The organism is Actinacidiphila acidipaludis (assembly GCF_019890725.1).
Classification (GTDB): domain Bacteria; phylum Actinomycetota; class Actinomycetes; order Streptomycetales; family Streptomycetaceae; genus Actinacidiphila; species Actinacidiphila acidipaludis.
The window spans coordinates 1-18,124 of record NZ_JAINZZ010000098.1; the positions used below are offsets into that span (position 1 = coordinate 1).

The 18,124-nt window shown below is 71.4% G+C and carries 14 protein-coding genes and 1 pseudogene; 2 read left to right on the forward strand and 13 right to left on the reverse strand.

Features of this window, described 5'->3' with window-relative positions; all coding sequences use genetic code 11:
• The 11 genes and pseudogenes from K7862_RS35830 to K7862_RS35880 all read right to left on the reverse strand — a co-directional run.
• Positions 1-1,707: serine/threonine protein kinase (locus K7862_RS35830; RefSeq protein WP_308012366.1), on the reverse strand; the 1,707-nt coding region annotated here is incomplete at its 3' end.
• A 63-nt stretch (positions 1,708-1,770) separates the two neighbouring features.
• A complete protein-coding gene (locus tag K7862_RS35835; RefSeq protein ID WP_222969725.1) occupies positions 1,771-3,060 on the reverse strand; it encodes a coiled-coil domain-containing protein in 1,290 nt (429 codons plus the stop codon).
• Between the two features lie 28 nt (positions 3,061-3,088).
• A complete protein-coding gene (locus K7862_RS35840; RefSeq protein ID WP_222969746.1) occupies positions 3,089-4,027 on the reverse strand; it encodes a glutamate ABC transporter substrate-binding protein in 939 nt (312 codons plus the stop codon).
• A 104-nt stretch (positions 4,028-4,131) separates the two neighbouring features.
• Positions 4,132-5,547, reverse strand: a complete 1,416-nt coding sequence (locus K7862_RS35845; RefSeq protein WP_308012368.1) for a GlnX family signal transduction membrane protein — start codon at positions 5,545-5,547, stop codon at positions 4,132-4,134.
• A gap of 364 nt (positions 5,548-5,911) precedes the next feature.
• Positions 5,912-6,958, reverse strand: coding sequence for an N-acetylglucosamine kinase (locus K7862_RS35850; protein ID WP_308012369.1), 1,047 nt, complete (start codon positions 6,956-6,958; stop codon positions 5,912-5,914).
• Positions 6,949-8,232, reverse strand: coding sequence for a 6-phospho-beta-glucosidase (locus tag K7862_RS35855; RefSeq protein ID WP_222969727.1), 1,284 nt, complete (start codon positions 8,230-8,232; stop codon positions 6,949-6,951). Before K7862_RS35855 ends, K7862_RS35850 begins: the two co-directional genes overlap by 10 nt.
• On the reverse strand, positions 8,229-9,137 hold the full coding sequence (locus K7862_RS35860) for a carbohydrate ABC transporter permease (RefSeq protein WP_222969728.1): 909 nt from the start codon (positions 9,135-9,137) through the stop codon (positions 8,229-8,231). Before K7862_RS35860 ends, K7862_RS35855 begins: the two co-directional genes overlap by 4 nt.
• Positions 9,138-9,321: 184 nt before the next feature.
• Positions 9,322-10,272 carry a carbohydrate ABC transporter permease gene (locus K7862_RS35865; RefSeq protein WP_222969730.1) on the reverse strand — a complete coding sequence of 317 codons (951 nt, stop codon included), beginning with the start codon at positions 10,270-10,272 and terminating at the stop codon, positions 9,322-9,324.
• Positions 10,272-11,603, reverse strand: a complete 1,332-nt coding sequence (locus K7862_RS35870; RefSeq protein ID WP_222969732.1) for an ABC transporter substrate-binding protein — start codon at positions 11,601-11,603, stop codon at positions 10,272-10,274. Before K7862_RS35870 ends, K7862_RS35865 begins: the two co-directional genes overlap by 1 nt.
• A 181-nt stretch (positions 11,604-11,784) precedes the next feature.
• Complete coding sequence (locus K7862_RS35875) at positions 11,785-13,020, reverse strand: ROK family transcriptional regulator (RefSeq protein ID WP_222969734.1); 1,236 nt, start codon at positions 13,018-13,020, stop codon at positions 11,785-11,787.
• 506 nt (positions 13,021-13,526) lie between these two features.
• A pseudogene (locus K7862_RS35880) lies at positions 13,527-14,504 on the reverse strand (mechanosensitive ion channel family protein); the annotation flags it as partial.
• Positions 14,505-14,803: 299 nt separating this feature from the next.
• Between K7862_RS35880 and K7862_RS35885 the strand changes: the two are divergent.
• Together K7862_RS35885 and K7862_RS35890 are read left to right on the forward strand one after the other, a co-directional pair.
• The gene (locus tag K7862_RS35885) at positions 14,804-15,340 is read left to right on the forward strand and encodes an HNH endonuclease (RefSeq protein WP_222969738.1); all 537 of its coding nucleotides are present in this window, start codon (positions 14,804-14,806) and stop codon (positions 15,338-15,340) included.
• A gap of 86 nt (positions 15,341-15,426) precedes the next feature.
• Positions 15,427-15,846 (forward strand): tyrosine-type recombinase/integrase, encoded by a 420-nt coding sequence (locus K7862_RS35890; protein ID WP_222969740.1) that lies wholly within the window; start codon positions 15,427-15,429, stop codon positions 15,844-15,846.
• A 378-nt stretch (positions 15,847-16,224) separates the two neighbouring features.
• On the opposite strand, the gene K7862_RS35895 is transcribed toward K7862_RS35890, so the two are convergent.
• Positions 16,225-16,719, reverse strand: a complete 495-nt coding sequence (locus K7862_RS35895) for a hypothetical protein (protein WP_222969742.1) — start codon at positions 16,717-16,719, stop codon at positions 16,225-16,227.
• Between the two features lie 8 nt (positions 16,720-16,727).
• Positions 16,728-18,124 (reverse strand): alpha/beta hydrolase (locus K7862_RS35900; RefSeq protein ID WP_222969744.1); only part of this gene is annotated, 1,397 nt, incomplete at its 5' end.

An 18,124-nucleotide genomic window follows, 5' to 3' on the forward strand; every position in this document is an offset into this window, starting at 1 on the left:
GCCGGGCGCGGGGCCGAACTGCCCGAACGCACCGGGCTGACCGGGCTGAACAGAGTGACCCGCCTGCGCCGGGAGGGGCTGGGGCCCGGCACCCGCGGCACGCCCGGCGGCCACGGTCCGGTCGCGCCGGCGGGCCGCCTTCTCCAGCGCGCGGTCGGCGCCCAGCACCGACGTGTCGCCGTGCACCGGCAGCACCAGATCGGTGTCCACGACCCGCAGTTCGGGTCCGAAGAGAGTGGACAGGGCGGGCCGCGGCACCCCCGTCTCCAGGGCCACGACCTCCCGCAGCACCCCGAGGAGCTGGTCCGACATCTCCTCCGCGGAGGCGAACCGCTTGCCCGGGTCCGGGTCGGTGGCCCGGACCAGCAGACGGTAGAAGGACTCGTACCGGGAGAAGACCTCGATGTTGGCCGGGTCGGGCAGGCTGTCCACGAACACGTTCGTGTAGCCCTGGAAGTCGAAGGTCAGCACGGCCAGCGTGCGGGCGACGGTGTAGAGGTCGGACGCGACGGACGGCCCGACCTCGGCGACCTCCGGGGCCTGGTAGCCGACCGTGCCGTAGATCGCCGACTCGGTGTCGTCCATGCGCCGGACGGCGCCCATGTCGATGAGTTCCAGGCGGTCCTCGGTCTGGATCGCGTTGTCCACCTTGAAGTCGCAGTAGAGCAGGTTGCGGCTGTGCAGGTGGCCGAGCGCCTCCAGGGCCTCGATGGCGAACGCTATGGCCTGCGCGACGGGCAGTGGTTCGCGCCGGCCGTCGGGGGTGCGGCGTGCGTTGGCGATCTCCTTGAGCGACTTGCCGCCGACGTAGGCCATCACGATGTAGCCGTCGAGGGTGCCGGTGCGCTGGTCGAGATGCTCGACGAAGTTGTAGATGCGGACGATGTTCGGGTGCTCGATCTCGGCGAGGAACCGCCGCTCGGAGACGGCCGCGGCCAGCGCGTCCTCGTCGCCGGTGTCGAGCAGGCCCTTGAGCACCACCCAGCGGTCGGAGACCGCGCGGTCCACGGCCAGGTAGATCCAGCCGAGACCGCCGTGCGCGAGACAGCCCACCACGTGGTACTGCCCGTGCACCACGTCGCCCGGCCGCAGCTTGGGCGTGAACGAGTAGGGGTGGCCGCACTTGGTGCAGTAGCCCTCGGTGCGGCCCGGGCGGTCGCCGCGGCTGCGGCCCACCGGCGCGCCGCAGTCGCTCCGGCTGCAGAACCGCTTGCGCTCGGGCACCTCGGGGTCGGTCATCACGGCCGAGGCGGGGTCGGGCCGCGGGATCGGCGGCACGCTGACCAGGCCGGCGCCGAGCTTGCCGCGCGACGGACCGCTGCCGCTGCCCCGGCTGCTGCGCACCGACACCGAACGCCCACTGCCCTGGCCGGTCATCGACTGCGACAGCCGGCCGGACACCGAGCGCTTGGAGGCCTGCGAGCTGGACCGCGACGAGCGCCCGGAACGGCTGGACGACGAGTGACCGGACTCCCCGCCGGAGCGGGACGGCGGGATCGCCGCGGTCGCCTGCGCGGCCTGTCCGGCCGGACCAGGCGCCCCCGCCGGTACCGCCGGTACCGCCAGTGCCGCCGGTGTTCCGGAGCCCGGCGCCGCGGCCTTCTGCGCGGCGGGCAGCGGCGCCAGGCCGCAGGTGTCGCAGTACAGCTCGCCCCCGCCGAAGTCCTCCAAGGTCCCGTCGCAACCGGGCCGTCGGCACTTGCTCACGGTCTCCCCCTCAACCTTCCCCTGACGTACGGCGTGGCCGCTGAGTCATCGGCCGCGGCGTGCTCACCGGTACCCCGGACGGTCGCTCGGGGTCCGGGGCGTGCCCAGCTCGGCCACCGCCTGCTGGTAGCGCTGCACGGCCCGGTCGGCGGCGGCCAGGTCGCACGGCGCGGTCCACAGCAGCCGCCGCGCCTGGTCGTACCGCTCGATGAGCAGCGGGTCCTCGGCCATCCCCAGCCGGGCCACCTTCGCGCGGTACGCGTCCAGCCGGCCGCGCAGCTCGGCGCGGACCGCCAGCGGGGCGGTGACCGCGGTCAGCGAGTCGCGGGCCCGCAGCAGTTCGTCGTCGGCGTGCACCTCCAGGCTGTCCAGCAGCGGCGACAACCGGTGCCACTGCGCGGTCCTGGCGAACTCCTCGGCGGCCGCGAGCTGTTCGTGCAGTGCGGCGGCCGGCCCGCTGACCGCGGGCACGTCCGAGGCGAGGATCTTCGAGAGGACCTCGACCCGGGCGGCGCGCGCCTCGGTGAGCGTGCGGTCGGCGCGCGACAGCACGTCGCGCAGGCGCTTGAGCCGGTGCTCGGCGTCCTCCCGGACGTGCAGCACCGCCTCCACCTCGCGCCGGATCTCCTCCAGCTGCCGGCCGGCCTCCTCGTAGCGCGCGGTGTCCGGGCGGCCGGGCGCCGGCTCGGACTGCCAGAACGCCAGCGGATCGGACACGCTGCGCGCCCGCAGTTCGGTCAACCGCGCCACCAGGTCCTCCAGTTCGTCACCGGAGGGATGGGTGCCCGGCCGCACGCCCACGGAGTGGGCGAGCGAGCGGACCCGCTGCGTCTCGGCGGCCAGCAGGTCGATCCTGGCCGGCAGCGCCGACCAGACCGAGTCGGCGGCCGCCACCGTCTCCATCGCCTTGTCGTACCAGTCGTTCATCCGCCGCAGCAGCTCGTCCAGGCTGAGCTGCTCGGTCAGCCGGGCCGGGCCGGTCAGCGAGCGCGCCGCGTCGGGCACCGCGGCGCCGGTGACCGTCACCCCGTCGCCGCGCAACAGCTCGGTCAGCCGGGTCAGTTCGGTCTGCGTCGGCCAGCGGCGCCGGGCCCGCAGCGACCGGGCGTCCTCCAGCGCCGCGGTGTACGCCTCGAAGTGCGTCCACAGCGCGGAGATCGCCGCGTCGGTCCGCGCCCACCGCTCCTTGGTCAGGCCGGTCAGCTCCGCGCCCTCCAGGAGCCTGCGGCCGGAGTGGTCCTGCAGGGCCAGCAGGGACGACTCGATCGCCTCGTGCTCGGCGTCGAGCCGTGCCAGGGCACGGTCCACGTCCTCCCGGCTCATCACCGGCCCCGATGGTCCAGCGACCGCCATCGCACCCTCTTTCGTCACGTCCGTCGCGTCACTGCTGGTACTTCGGCGCAGGAGGACCGGACAGGCCCGGCAGCTCCTTGGCGAGCCAGTGGTCGTACGACTTCATCCACGCGCTGCCGGCCCCGCCCGCCCGGTAGGCGTCCAGCACGGAGTTGACCTTGCGCACCAGGTCCGGCTCCCCGAGCTTCATGGCCACACCGTACGGCTCCTGGGTGACCGGGCGCCCGACAAGACGCACCTCCGGGTCCTGGGCGGCCTGCCCGGCGGCCAGCGCGTTGTCCGTGAAGACCGCGTCCGCCAGGCCCAGTTGCAGCCTGACCAGGCAGTCGAGCTGGTTGGGCACCTTCACCGGGGGCAGCGATCCATGGCGGGCGTCCCCCAGGACCACCTCGCCGGTGGAACCGGACGCCGTGCACACCCGCTTGCCGCGCAGCGAGTCGTCGAACCCGGTGATGGAGGAGGAGACCGGGGCGAGGATCTGCTGGCCCGCCTCGAAGTAGGGCGCGGAGAACGCCACGTGCTTCGCCCGGTAGCAGTTGATCGTCATGGTGCGCACCACCATGTCCACCGTGCCCGACTGGATCGCCTGGATGCGGTTGGCGGTGGGGACGGTCTTGAACTGCACGGCGTCCGGGTCGCCCAGGATCGCCTTGGCCAGCGCGTGCACCAGGTCGATGTCGAAACCGGCGAGGTTGCCCGTCACCGGGTCGCGGAAGCCCCACAGATAGCTGTTCTGGTCCACCCCCACGATCAGCCGGCCGCGCTGCCGGATGCGCTCCACCGCCGGGCCGTCCGTGCTGCCCGTGGCCGGGTCCAGCGTCCGGTCGTCGCAACTGCCCGCGTCCTGCTGCGGCGCCCACGCGTCCTGCGCCTGGGCCGATCCCGGCCCCCCGGACGAAGCGGCCGGGCCGTGGTCGCCCAGCGGGGTGAGCGTGCCGGCGACCGCCAGCGTGCACACCGCGGCCATCGCCGCAACGCCGCCCCAGCCGCGCCGCCCCCACAACCTGCGCCCGCGCAGGTAACCCCAACCGCTCACCGCTCGCCTCCCGCCCGGTCCACCGGGCCCGGTCCTCACCGGTACTCCGCCAGACGGCGTCCGACGCCCAGCACCGCGCCCGCCGCCGCGAGCACCGCGAGCACCGCCACCCCCGCGGGCAGCATCGCCATCGCGCCCCGGCCGCTGTCCGCGGCGCTGCGGAACTCGTGCTGCTCCGCGGTCAGGGCCTCATTGAGACTGGCGTCGACCTTGTCGAAGCACACCCCGGTCGTGGCCGTCACCGTCTTCCCGCCGCTGTCCTTGCCGCCGATGACGTCCGCGACCGCCGTCGTGTAGTCGCCGTTGTCGTCCTTGGCGCGTTCCGCCGTGTGGCGCGCCCGCCAGGCCTGCACCCCGCTGATCGCGGTGCTCACCGGGCCGCGCCCCGTCGTGGTGTCGGCCAGCGCCAGGGCCTGGGCGAGCTCGCCGCCGACCCCGGTGGGATTCTCACCGGCCAGCACCTTCATCCCCTGGTCGAAGCTCGCCTGGTAGGCGTCGCCCGAGCCCCGGGCCACCAGCGTCAGGTTCTCGTCGCCACGGGCCTGCAGCACATGGATCCGCGCGCTGTTGAGCACCTGCATCGAACGGGCGCCGTGCGCATAGGAGTCGGACAGCTCGCTGCGCGCCACACTGTGCCCCACCACCAGCCACAGCAGGGCCACCGCGCACGCCGAACTCGCCGCGAGCATGCCCCGGTTGAACACCCGGTTGGTGCGCCGGTAGTGGCGCCGCTGCGCCCACAGCAGCGCGCCCAGGGCGACCGCGCCGAGCGCCCAGGCCGCCCACGGCAGCGCCTTGGCGTCGGCGTAGTCGGCGTTCAGCCGGCCGGTCTGCGCCTGGTAGAGCTTGTCGGCGGCGTCCAGCAGGCCGCCCTGCTGCTGCATCTGCAGGTCGGCGAACCGCAGATAGGCCCCGCCCAGCGGAAGCCCCTGCAGATTGTCCGCCTGGGCCGTCGCCACCAGCTTCGTGTAGTACGGCAGTTGGCGGTTGAGCGAGGTGATCTGCGCCTTGGCCTCGGGCGATCCGTCGCTGCTCGCCGCCGCTTCGGTGATCAGCTCGGCGGCATGGCTGATGTCGTGGTTGTACTGCCGCGTGACCGAGTCCGGCTCCTGGCCGCCGACCAGGAAGCCGCCGGCGACGGTGGCGTTCGCGTCGGCCAGGGAACGGTAGATCTCCGCCGCGTCGGTGCTCAACGGCCCGCTGCGGTGCAGCACATGCTCGCTCGCGGTGGCCCGCTCGCTGATCTGCCAGGCGGTGACCGCGCCGAACGCCACGACCAGAACGGCCAGCGCCGCGCCGATGATCCGCAGCCGGCCCGGCTCGGTGGCCGCGGACGCCCGCAGCCGCACCGCGGTCTCGGCCCAGGCGCGCCTGCGCCGCGGCACGCCCTGGCCCCCCGGCCCGCCGGCGGCCGGAACCCCGCTCCGTGCCGGCGACTGCGTCTGCGTCACACACCCTCCCCCAGCAACTCTCGCACGTCCGCCAGCAGTATGGCGGCCTGCGGGCGTCCACCTCCAGCGCCATCAGGAGGCAACCTCCCCGTGCCGCCCCCCTCACCCGCCCACACGCACCGGGCGTCCCCGGCGGTTCCGCCACGGGGTCGCGCGGGTGTGCGAACCGTCCCCGGGTCAAGCGGAGCCCGGCCCGCTCAGGCGGGCGCCCCCACCGGGAGAGGACCGGAAACGTTCCCGGCGGGCGCGGAGGGAGCCGGCCGGGAGGGCGTGAACCCCGGGGGCCGCGGGCCGCGAGGCCGCGGCGGGCCGGGGACCGGTGACAGCCGGCCCGGACCCGCCGTGCGGAACGCCTGACCCGCCGTCAGGCGTAGTGGGCGCGCAGCGCCGCGTGCGCCTCGGCCGGCGCCCCCACATGGTCCATGCCGAGCAGCGCGGCCCCCAGCACCGGCGCGGCCGTCACCACATGGGCCCGCGCCTTCGGGGCACGCGCGGTCAGCCGCTCGTGCACGGCGTCCATCAAGTACGGGTTCCTGGCCGCCATCACCCCGCCCCCCAGCACCACGTCCGCCTCCTCGTCCAGCAGCTCCAGCCGGCCGAGCGCCACCGCCGCCAGCGCCACGATCTCGTCCGCCTGCCGGTCCAGGATCGACCGCGCCACCGGGTCACCGGCGTCCGACGTGGCGAAGAGCACCGGCGTCAACTCGTACTTGCGGCTCCCCGGTATCCGCTCCAGGTGCAGCGCCTCGATCAGCGCGTACATCGAGTCCAGACCGAAGTGGGCGGGCAGCGTCGTGGCCAGCGCCGTGGGCCCGCCGCGGCCGTCCTCGGCCCGGGCGGCGAACCACAGCGCCTCCTCGGCGAGACCGGAACCACCGCCCCAGTCACCGGAGATCCGGCCGATCGCCGGGAACCGGGCGGTGCGCCCGTCGGGCAGCATCCCCACGCAGTTGATACCGGCCCCGCACACCACCGCCACACCGCGCGGCTCGTCCACCCCCGCCCGCAGGATCGCGAAGGTGTCGTTCGCCACCTTGGTGCTGCACCCCCAGCCACGGGCGTGCACCGCGGCCTCCAACTGCTCCTCCTCGACCGGCAGATCGGCGTTGGCCAGGCACGCCGAGACATGCTCCACCAGCGGCGCCCCGCCGTCCGCCCCGCCCGCCGCGGCAGCGGGCAGCCCGGCGGCCGCCACCGCCTCCTCGACGATCCGCGCGACGACGTCCACCGCCGCCCGGACGCCGACGAGCGGAGGCTGGAAGCCGCCGCCGCGGGCGGCGCCCAGCACCCTCCCGTCCGCGGCCACCAGGGCCACGTCGGTCTTGCTGTTGCCCGCGTCCACGGCCAGGACACCGCCGGGGACGAGCGGCCGGGGCCCGGGCCTCGCGGCCCGGGGAACGGTCACGCCCACGCCAGGTGCTCCCGGTTGTGCGCGATCAGACGGTCGGTGAGGGCCTCGGCGTACTCGTACTGCCCCACGAGCGGGTGCGCGAGCAGCGCCGTGAACACCGCGTTCCGGCCCGCCCCGCCCTTCGCCTTCCCGTCCAGCAGTGCCGCCCGCAGCGCCAGGTCCTCGTACGCGGTCACGTTCGCGATCAGGCCCGCGTACAGCGGCTCCAGCGTCGGGACCGGCAGCGGCGTGGCACCCGTGCCGTCCACCACGGCCGGGACCTCGATCACCGCGTCGTCCGCCAGGAACGGCAGAGTGCCGTTGTTGTAGGTGTTGACCACCTGCACGTCGCCGGTGTTCCGCAGCAGCGAGGAGGCGAGCGCCACCGCGGCCTCGGAGTAGTAGGCGCCGCCGCGCTTGGCCAGCAGCGCCGGCTTCTCGTCCAGCGCCGGGTCGCCGTACATCTCCAGCAACTGCTTCTCCATCGCCGCCACTTCGGCCGCGCGCGACGGCTTCGTCCCCAGCTCGCGCACCACCTCGTCGTGCGCGTAGTAGTACCGCAGGTAGTAGGACGGCACGACGCCCAGCCGGTCGACGATCTCCCTCGGCATGTGCAGGTCCGACGCGATGGCGGAGCCGTGCTCGGCCAGCAGCCGCGGCAGCAGGTCCTCGCCGTCCGGGCCGCCGAGCCGCACCCCGCGCTCCCACGTCAGGTGGTTGAGGCCGACGTGGTCCAGATGCACCTGCTCCGGCGCGACGTCCAGCAGCGCCGCGAACTTGCGCTGGAAGCCGATGGCCACGTTGCACAGGCCGACGGCCTTGTGCCCCGCCTGCAGCAGCGCGCGGGTGACGATGCCGACGGGATTGGTGAAGTCGATGATCCACGCCTCCGGCGCGACCCGACGCACCCGCTCGGCGATGTCCAGCACCACCGGTACCGTGCGCAGCGCCTTGGCCAGGCCACCCGCGCCGGTGGTCTCCTGCCCGATGCAGCCGCACTCCAGCGGCCACGTCTCGTCCTCGTTGCGTGCGGCCTGACCGCCGATGCGGAGCTGCAGCAGCACCGCGTCGGCGCCCTCGACGCCCGCCTCCAGGTCGTCGGTGGTCACGATGCGGCCCGGGTGGTCCTGCTTGGCGAAGATCCGCCGGGCCAGGCCCCCCACCAGCTCCAGACGATCGGCCGCCGGGTCGACGAGCACCAGCTCCTCGATCGGCAGGGTGTCGCGCAACCGCGCGAACCCGTCGATGAGTTCGGGTGTGTACGTGGACCCGCCGCCCACGACTGCCAGTTTCATCCCTTGACTCCTGTGAGGGTCACGCCTTCGATGAAGGCCTTTTGTGCGAAGAAGAAGACCAGGATCACCGGGGCCATCACGAGGACGGTCGCGGCCATGGTCAGGTTCCAGTTGGTGTGATGGGCGCCCTTGAAGGACTCCAGGCCGTAACTGAGCGTCCAGGCGGCCGGGTTGGAGCTGGCGTAGATCTGCGGCCCGAAGTAGTCGTTCCAGCAGTAGAAGAACTGGAACAGGGCGACCGCCGCGATGGCCGGCCGGATCATCGGCAGGATGACGGTGAGCAGGGTGCGCACCTCGCCGCAGCCGTCGACCGTGGCCGCCTCGGTGTACTCCTTGGGGATGGTCAGCAGGAACTGGCGCAGCAGGAAGATGCTGAACGCGTCACCGAAGGCCATGGGGATGATCAGCGGCCACAGTGTCCCGTCCATGTGCATCTGCTTGGCCCAGAACAGGTACATCGGGATGATGATCACCTGGGGCGGCAGCATCATGGTCGAGATCACCAGCATCATGATCACATTGCGGCCCCGGAAGCGGAACTTCGCCAGGGCGTAGGCGACCGGCAGCGACGACACGATGGTCAGGACCGTGCCGCCGACGGCGTACAGCAGGGTGTTGCGCCACCAGGTGAGGAAGCCCGGGGTGTCCCAGACCGTGCGGAAGTTGGACCACTGCCAGGTGTGCGGCCACAGGTCGCGGGTCAGTGCCTGGTTGTCGCTCATCACTGAGGTGAGGAAGACGAACACGAAGGGCAGGACGAAGAACGCGGCGGCGGCGATGCCGAGGGAGTGCACGGCGACCCAGTGCAGGGCGCGCCGCCGCTGGGCGGTCCGCCGGGCCCGCGCGTCCACGCGGGTGGTCCCCTGGACGGGGATGTCGCTCGGGTGAAGTGTTGCCTGAGTCATCGATTCAGTCCTCGCCTCTCCTGTGTCGGACGTCCTTTTCGCTCTCTGCGCGGACGGCCTCGTCCCTCGGCCGGCCACTCCGTGAGCTCATGCGTCAGTCCTCGCCTCTCCTGTGTCGGACGTCCTTTTCGCTCTCTGCGCGGACGGCCTCGTCCCTCGGCCGGCCACTCCGTGAGCTCATGCGTCAGTCCTCCGCCGACAGGAAGCCGCTGCGCCGGCGCATCAGCAGGGTCGTGAACGCCATCGCGAGAGCGAACAGCACCAGGGCGATGACGCAGGCCGAGCCGTAGTCGAAGCGCTGGAAGCCGAGGTTGTAGACCAGTTGGGGCAGGGTCAGGGTGGACTTGTCGGGGTATCCGGGTTCGAACTGCTGGCCGGAGTTGCCGATGATGCCCGAGGCGACCTTCCCGGCGACCAGCGGCTGCGTGTAGTACTGCATGGTCTGGATGACCCCGGTGACCACCGCGAACATCACGATCGGCGAGATGTTGGGCAGCGTGACGTACCGGAATCGCGTCCAGGAGCCCGCGCCGTCCAGTTCGGCGGCCTCGTACTGCTCCTTGGGCACGTCGAGCAGCGCGGCCATGAAGATGACCATCAGGTCGCCGATGCCCCACACCGCGAGGATGGTCAGGGCGGGCTTGGACCAGTTCGGGTCGGTGAACCAGCCCGGGGTGGGGATGCCGATGCCGCCCAGGATGTGGTTGACCGGCCCGGTGCCGGGGTTGAGCAGGAAGACGAACGCCATGGTGGCGGCGACCGGCGGGGCCAGGTACGGCAGGTAGAAGGCGGTGCGGAACAGGCCGGCGCCGGTCTTGATCTTGGTGATCAGCAGGCCGATGCCCAGGCCGAAGACGACCCGCAGCGTCACCATCACCACGACCAGCCACAGGGTGTTGCGCAGCGCGGGCCAGAACAGCGGGTACTCGGTGAAGACGTAGGACCAGTTCTTGCCGCCCGTCCACGTCGGGTCGTTGAACCCGGTGTAGTGCATGAACGAGAAGTAGACGGTGGAGACCAGCGGGTAGACGAAGAAGACGCTGAACCCGATGATCCACGGCGACAGGAACGCCAGGTTGCGCAGTGCGGCCTTGCGCCGCTTGGCCCGCAGCAGGGGGTGGACGGTGGCGCTCATCACTTGGCCTGCGCGATGTCCTTGTCGACCTGCGAGTCGACGCCCTTCAGGCCCGCCTGCAGGTTCTTGGCCTTGCCCGACTCGTAGGAGTAGCCGAAGTCCTGCAGCGTCACCTGGTAGGCGCCGCCGTTGATGCTGGCCGGGGTGGTGGTGCTGTCCGGGTTCTGGGCGATGTCGATGAAGGTGCGGAAGCCCGGGTCGGGGTCCAGCTTGGGCGACTTGAGGGCCGCGAGGGTGGACGGCACGTTGTGGATGGCGTTGGCGAAGGAGACCACCGCGTCGGTGTCGGTGGTCATGAACTTCACCAGTTCCCAGGCGGCGTTCTTCTTGGCCGAGGTGTTGGCGATGCCGATGATCGTGCCGGACAGGTAGCCCTTGCCGTAGGTGCCCGCCTGGGCGTCGGGGACCGGGAAGGGCGCGACGCCGAGGTCGGTCATGCCGGCGTCCTTGGCCATGCCGAGCCGCCACTCGCCGTCGATGCCCATCGCCACCTGGCCGGTGTGCAGCGGGTTCTTGGAGCCGAACTCGTCGCCGAAGGTGGAGCGGTACTTCTCCAGCTTGGCGAAGCCGCCGAGCGCCTTGACCATCTGCTGCTGCCAGGTGAACATCGCCGCGAACCCGGGGTCCTCGGCGATCTGGGACTTGCCGCCGGCGTCGAAGTACTTCACACCCCACTGCGCGGCGAGGTGGCCGGGGGTGGACTCGTAGCCGTGGAAGTCCGGCATGAAGCCGAGCTGGGAGTACGAGTCGCCGCTGGACTTGGTGAGTTTGACGGCGTCGGCCTGGAACTCCGAGAGGGTCTTGGGCGGGGCGCTGATGCCGGCCGCCGCGAACTCCTTCTTGTTGTAGTACAGGCCGTAGGCGTCGCCGAGCAGCGGCAGGGAGCAGCGCTTGCCCTCGAACTGGGTGTACTCCAGCATCGGCTTGGGGAAGGTCGACGCGGGGTCGATCTTGTCCTTGGCGAGGAACGGCGCGAGGTCGGCGAACGCGCCGGAGGAGCAGAACTGGCCGACGTTGTCGGTGGTGAACGAGGAGACGACGTCGGGGGCCTTGTCGCCGCCGGCCCGCAGTGCCTGGTTGATCTTGTCGTCGGTGATGTTGCCCTGCACCTTGACGTGGATGTTGGGGTGCGCCTTCTCGAAGCGGGCGACGTTGTCGTTGATCGCCTTGAGTTCGTTGGGGGCGCTCCAGCCGTGCCAGAAGGTGATGGTGACGTCCTTGCCGGCGTCGTCGGTGGCGGAGCCGGTGCTCTGGCCCGTACACGCGCCGGCGAGCAGGGATATCGCGGCGGTTGCCGCGACGGCGGCGGCAGCCTTGGTCAGACGGGACACTGCTCTCAACCTCCGGGGTGCGAGGGGTGCGCGGGGTGGGCGTCGCGCGGGTGGGGATGCGCGGGTGGGGCGGTGCGCGGGTGGGGCGGTGCGCGGGTAGGCGGTGCCGACGGAACGGCGGGCAGGAGGTGCCGTTCCGCTGGGGTGGCGGACCGCGGGTGGCGGGGAGTTGGGGTCGGGGTCAGCGCGAGGTGTCGAACACCTCGTCGCGGGTGGTGGCGAGCGCGCTTTCCAGCGCGCCGGTCAGGACGGGGTGCAGCTCGACGGCGCCCAGCACCAACCGGGGCCTGGGGACGGCGAGTTCGGCGAGCTCGGACTGGATCAGGGCGCGCAGCGGCTCGCCGCCGGAGACGGTGACGTTTCCGGCCAGCACGATCAGTTCCGGGTCCAGCAGGGAGACGATGGAGGCCAGACCGACCGCGTGCCCGGTGGCGCAGCGGGCCAGCAGTTCGATCCAGGGGGCGCTGCGTTCGTCCTCGTGGTCGGTGCTGTCCTGGTGGACCGCGGCGGCCTGGCCGAGCACGGTGGCCGCGGCGTCCGGCAGGCTGCCCTGCGGGACGTCCAGGCCGAGTTCGCGGGCGATGCGCAGCACGGCGTTGCAGCCGGCGAGTTCCTGGAAGCCGCCGTTGTTGGCCTTGCTGACGTTGCGGACCAGCGGGGTGCCGGGCACCGGCAGGAAGCCCACCTCGCCGGCGCCGCCGGTCCAGCCGCGGTGCAGCCGGCCGCCGAGCACGATGGCCGCGCCGAGGCCCTCCTCGTTCCAGAGCATCACGAAGTCGTCGTGGCCGCGGGCGGCGCCGATGCGCTGTTCGGCGACGGCGGCGAGGTTCACGTCGTTGTCGTACTCGACCGGCGCGGGCAGGGCGGCGGCCAGTTCGTCGAGCAGCGAGGGGGAGTGCCAGCCGGGCAGGTGGCTGGCGTAGCGCAGGCGGCCGGTGCTCGGGTCGAAGGCGCCCGGGGTGCCGATGACGATCCGGTGCAGGTCGGACCGGCCGAGCCCGGCGGCCTTGAGTGCGCCGTCCACGGCCTCGAGGACCTGCTCGACCGCGCTGCCCGCCCGGCGCTGCGGGGTGGCGAGCCGGAACGCACCGACGGTGCGGCCGGTGATGTCGGCGACCGCGGCGCGGATGCGCTCGGTGTTGACGTCGAGGCCGGCGACGTGGGCGGCGGCCGGGTTCACCGAGTAGAGCTGGGCGTTCGGGCCGGGGCGGCCGGCGGTGGTGCCGGTCGCCAGGACCAGTCCGGCCGCCTCCAGTCGCGCCAGGAGCTGGGAGGCGGTGGGCTTGGACAGGCCGGTGAGCTTGCCGATCCGGGTCCGGGAGAGCGTGCCGTGTTCGAGCAGGAGGTCGAGCGCGGCGCGGTCGTTCATGGCGCGCAGTACGCGCGGCGTTCCAGGGGTGCCAGCCATGCGCGCCATCCTCCCTCAGTTCACTGTTAGGAAACTTTCCTATTGGCAAAAGTCAAGGTAGGCCCGCTGTCGGCGGAGCGTCAAGGGGGATCGGCGGTCCCTCGCCCAACTCGTTACCAAGCGCCGTGCCGACCGCCGTGCCGACCGCCGTGCCGACCGCCGTGTCAGCAGCCGCTCCCGGCCGTTGTGCCGCGGTCGCTGCCGGCCGCCTGCCGCGGGCAGGCGAACGGCCCCCGGCGTCAATAGCGTGCCAGGGGCCGTGCGGCAGGAACAGAGGCCGTACCGGCTCAGGCGCCGTCCTGGCCGTCGGAGCGGCCCTGCGGCGGCACCGAGGGGGACCCGGGGGATCCGGGAGCGCCTGGGGCCGGGTTCCGCGGTTGCGGGCGGGCCGCCGGTGCCGGTGCGGCCTGGGGCTGGGCCGCCGGTGCCGCGGGGGCCGGTGCCGTCCCGGGCTGAGCCGTCCGGGGCTGAGCCGTCCGGGTCTGGGCGGGAGCCTCCGCCTCGGCCGCGGCCTGAGCCTCCGCGGCGCCCTCGTCGCTCGACGAGACGGTCGCGGCCGGCGTGGCCTCGGCGGCCGTCGCGGCGGTGTCTCCCGGCTCCACGGTGGCGTTGACCACGGCCGCCGCGCCGCCGACGGTCTCCACACCCGCCCGGTCGAACGCCCGCTTGATCCGCAGGCGCAGCTCGCGGCCGACGCCGGACGCCTGCCCGGGCATGGTCTTGGCCTGCACCCGGACCACCACCGAGTCCGCCGCGACGGACTCCAGGCCGAGCATCTTCACCGGCTCCCAGAGCCGCTCGTCCCAGGGGTCCTCCTTGGCCATCGCCTCGGCCGTCTCGGCGATCAGCGACTCGACCCGCTCCAGGTCCTCGCCCGAGGCCACCTGGACGTCCACGACCGCGGTGGCCCAGCCCTGGCTGAGGTTGCCGATGCGCTTGACCTCGCCGTTGCGGACGTACCAGATCTCACCGTTGTCGCCGCGCAGCTTCGTCACGCGCAGTCCCACCTCGACCACGGTGCCGGACGCCACACCCGCGTCGATCACGTCACCGACGCCGTACTGGTCCTCGAGGATCATGAACACGCCGGACAGGAAGTCGGTCACCAGGTTGCGCGCGCCGAAACCGATCGCCACGCCCGCCACACCGGCGCTGGCCAGCAGCGGGGCCAGGTTGATCTTCAGCACCGACAGCACCGTCAGGGCGGCCGTGCCCAGGATCACGAAGGACGCCACGCTGCGCAGCACCGAGCCGATGGCCTCGCTGCGCTGACGGCGGCGCTCGGCGTTGACGAGCAGCCCGCCCAGCGCGGTGTTCGCGGCCGCCTCCGCGCCCCGGTTCATCCGGTCGATGAGGCGGCTGATGGTGCGGCGTACCACGGTGCGCAGCACGCCCGCGACCACGACGATCAGCAGGATGCGCAGTCCGGCGTTCAGCCACCCGGCCCAGTTGTCGTCCACCCAGCTGCTGGCCTGGGCGGCGGTGCGCGGCATGGCATCCAGGGAAGCGGCCGCACGAGGAGTCGCGGTCAACACGTCTGAGAACCTCCGTCGGTGATCGAAGCTTCCAGGCTAGCCGCCGACCGATGCCGTCTTGTTGCCGTGACCGAGGAGCGGAACCGCTTCGAGCAGGGGAGTAAAGAAGTGTGGACCCGGCGTGGGAAAGGGAGTGTGGTCCAAAACACCCTCGGTCCGTTACCCGGGCATGGTGGCGCGGTGCCCCGCCTTCCGGAGACACTGAGACAGATCGTCCCGGCGCGAGCCACGCGTCGCCGGCGTTAAAGGAGGCATCCGTGCCGCATGTCCTGGTCCTGAACGCGTCGTACGAACCTCTCGGCGTCGTACCGATGAGGCGCGCGCTCATCCTCGTGCTCAACAACAAGGCAGTGTGCCTGGAGGAATCCGGCGCGTACCTGCACAGCGAGACGCAGGCGCTGCCGGCGCCGAGTGTCGTGAAACTCACCAAGTTCGTGCGAGTCCCCTTTCGGGGCACCGTGCCGCTCACCCGGCGGGCGCTGTTCGCCCGGGACGGCGGTAAGTGCGCGTACTGCGGAGCCGCCGCAACCAGCGTCGACCACGTCATCCCGCGCAGCCGGGGCGGGCAGCACGCCTGGGACAACGTGGTGGCCGCCTGCAGACGGTGCAACCACGTCAAGGCAGACCGCCATGTGGCCGAGCTCGGCTGGCGGCTGCGCCATCAACCGGCCCCGCCCTCCGGCCTCGCCTGGCGGATCATCGGGACCGGACATAGGGACCCGCGCTGGCTGCCATACCTGCAGCCTTTCGGCGCGGACGACGCCTTGGCCCGGATCGACGGCATTTCAGCCTGAGATCCGGGCTTAGCTATATCCAGGATGACGCCCCTGACCTGCGGATTCGTGGGTTGGGGGCCTTTCTTGTGCCACGCACAGCGCTCGTGGTCCAGATATCTTGCCGAGCAGGGCGAACTCGACGCGGATGTGCTGCTGGGGCTCAAGCCGGTCAAGACCGCCACGAAGGTCACGCCGGAGCTGTCCGCGACGACCAGTGTGCCGCCCTGCTCAAGGCTTGCCAGGGTCGCGACCTTCGCGATGTTCGCGACATGGCGATCGTCCGGTTCATGCTGGAGGCTCGCGCCGGCGAGGTGGCCAATCTGATGGTCGCCGACGTGAGCCTTGCGGCGGGCACGGCCGTGATCCGCCGGACGAAGACCGGTCGCCCGCGGACGGTGCCGTTCGGCGCGCGGACGACGGCGTCAATCGACCGCTACCTGCGTGCCCGCCGAAGCCACCGCCTCGCCAGCACTCCAGGGCTGTGGCTAGCTAGGCTGGCGCCCCGCAGGGATCGGCTGGGGTGACGTTCGCGGCGGGCGACGGACGGCTGGGCCCTTTGATGAGAATCCGACGGCCCCACCACAAGGGGCGGCGCTCGGACGATCACAGTCGTGAGCGCCTCCTGCGTAACGAGGGAATGCGCGGGGACCGCGAACCCGGCGACTGTGGGCTTGGCCGGCACCGGTGCGACCGTGGCGCGACCTCCGTGGCGGATGGCCGGGCACATCGGGGGCACATGGGGGCAAGAATCGTCCGGAATCCATGAGAACCGCTGAGAGCTGTTTCCGCAGTCCAACGGTCTTTTCCGTGGCAGGGCGCAGGTCAGAGCGGGTGTGGCAAACGCTTCGCTTCAACGTGTGAGCCCAGGCCGCTGGGGCCCTCCCCGATCGATCAGCCTGCCGCTACGGGCTTGCGATGGTCGGTGGGTCGTGGGTGGTGAAGACGCACTTGGAGTCGACGCTGATGAACATGGATGCGCTGCCGTTGGACACCCCGACTCCTACCCACCAGGAAGAGTGCGCCTCGGTGGCACCGACGCGCGTGCTGTTCGGGATCGGTATGTCCGGTACATAGCCCTGTTCTTTGAAGTGCGCTCGGGCGGCGTCCATCACGGCTTTGGATTGGGCCGCGGGGACGTGCAGAGTCAGGACGTAGCGGTAGTCGAAGCGGTGTTGGCCGGGGGTCTCGGTGGTGCACTGCTCCCATTCGCTGAGCGCGACCGACGTGCCGGCAGAGCCGATCACCGGGCGGAGCGCGTCAAGGGTCTGCTGGCTGAGCGTGTGCGCCTTTTGCTGTACGGAGGAGGGTGAGACGTTCCCGTCTCCGCACCCTGTTGCCAGCAGTGCCAAGAGGGCAGCCGTCGCGGCTCTTTTCACGCCTTGCTCGCCTCTGCTCATGTGTCCCATCAATCGAAGAGGTCGGTCACCGTGTTGATGGCATTCTTGCCGCTGTCTGCGAGGTCGCTTCCCGCGTCCTTGACGTCGTTGAGCGAGCCGTCGAGGTCGCCGGTCAAGAGGTCACCGCCCGCGTTGAGTACGTTGTTCTGAGCCTGTCCGACGTCATGAAGGGAGTCGCCGGCGTCCTCGATCGGGTGACCCCAGTAGCCTCCCACCGCGTGGCCGACGTTCTGCAGGACTGCTCCGCCGATGTTCGTGGCGGAGAAGGGCGTCGGCACATCTGCGAGGTTGGGGATTGCGCCGACCCTGTCCTCTGTTGGCATCGCGGTGACCTCGTCGGGTTGGCCGGTCACGATGCGGGTCATGTTGTCCAGGGACGGCCCGGGGTTCCAGTATTCGCTGTGCGCATGTCCCACCCAACTCCCCTCACCGGCATCGAACGTGCGGCCTCCGAACGCCGATGATGTGGGATCGCTCCCGAACCAGTCGCTGTGATCGTCGGTCCAGTCCAGCGGGTGCTGTGACCCTGACACCTCGGGTATGGGGTCGAACTTCGCCTTGCTCGCCCAGACGTGACTCGGATCGAGACCCAGTTCTGACGCGTTGTTCACGGTGACTCCGGGTGAACCCACGAAGATCACGTCATCGGGCTTCATGCCGGCCTGTGCACATGCCGCACCGACGAGCGTGGTGCCGTAGCTGTGACCGATCACCGTCATGTGGCCGTGGCCCTGGTGGTTCGTCTGCAGGAAGTTGACGAATGCGGCCAGCTTCGGAGCGCCTGCGTTGGCGAAGGTTGGCGACGAGGGGCCGGGATAGCTCCATTGGGGGGCGTCGTAGCCGAGCCAGTAGATCGAGGCTGTGGAGTTGGGGTCCTGGCCGTTCGTAGAGCTATACAGCGTCTGTGCCCGGTCCAAGTCTCCCTTGATCCCGCTCAGCGTTGTTCCCGTTCCGGGTACATAAACGGCGGTGTTGGGAGCCGTGTCCGGATCACCGAAGGACACGACAACGTGGCCGTCGCCCCTGTCGTCGTAGCCCAATAGGAAGACGTCGGGTTGGTAGCTGGGGTTGTTTGCGTTCGAGAGGCGGTCCCATAGATCCCTGAGCCGCTGCGGGCAGCCCGGCTTCTGCACCTCCGCCTGCAGTCTGAGTCGGTTCAGCCGGTCGGCGGCGGTGGCAGGAAGCCCCTGGGTCGAGGAGACATCGGCAGCGGGAGCATCGGCGTATTCGCGGGCCGCGATCTCCTGCTGGTGGTGGCTGAGGCCGTTCCACCAGGTCGCCCGTAACGTGGGATCGATGGGGACTGGGCCGCCCTTGCGGCCGGCCTCCTGTTGCAGGAGCAGCGATTCCTGTGCGGCATCGATGTTCTGGCCGTACCAGCCCTTGTCCCCGGCCGGGAGATGCA

Coding starts and splice junctions, on each gene's coding strand:
- K7862_RS35835 (WP_222969725.1), bottom strand. CDS start 3,060: ATGGCGGTCGCTGGACCATCGGGGCCGGTGATGAGCCGGGAGGACGTG.
- K7862_RS35840 (WP_222969746.1), bottom strand. CDS start 4,027: ATGGCCGCGGTGTGCACGCTGGCGGTCGCCGGCACGCTCACCCCGCTG.
- K7862_RS35855 (WP_222969727.1), bottom strand. CDS start 8,232: ATGAAACTGGCAGTCGTGGGCGGCGGGTCCACGTACACACCCGAACTC.
- K7862_RS35860 (WP_222969728.1), bottom strand. CDS start 9,137: ATGACTCAGGCAACACTTCACCCGAGCGACATCCCCGTCCAGGGGACC.
- K7862_RS35865 (WP_222969730.1), bottom strand. CDS start 10,272: ATGAGCGCCACCGTCCACCCCCTGCTGCGGGCCAAGCGGCGCAAGGCC.
- K7862_RS35875 (WP_222969734.1), bottom strand. CDS start 13,020: ATGGCGCGCATGGCTGGCACCCCTGGAACGCCGCGCGTACTGCGCGCC.
- K7862_RS35895 (WP_222969742.1), bottom strand. CDS start 16,719: ATGAGCAGAGGCGAGCAAGGCGTGAAAAGAGCCGCGACGGCTGCCCTC.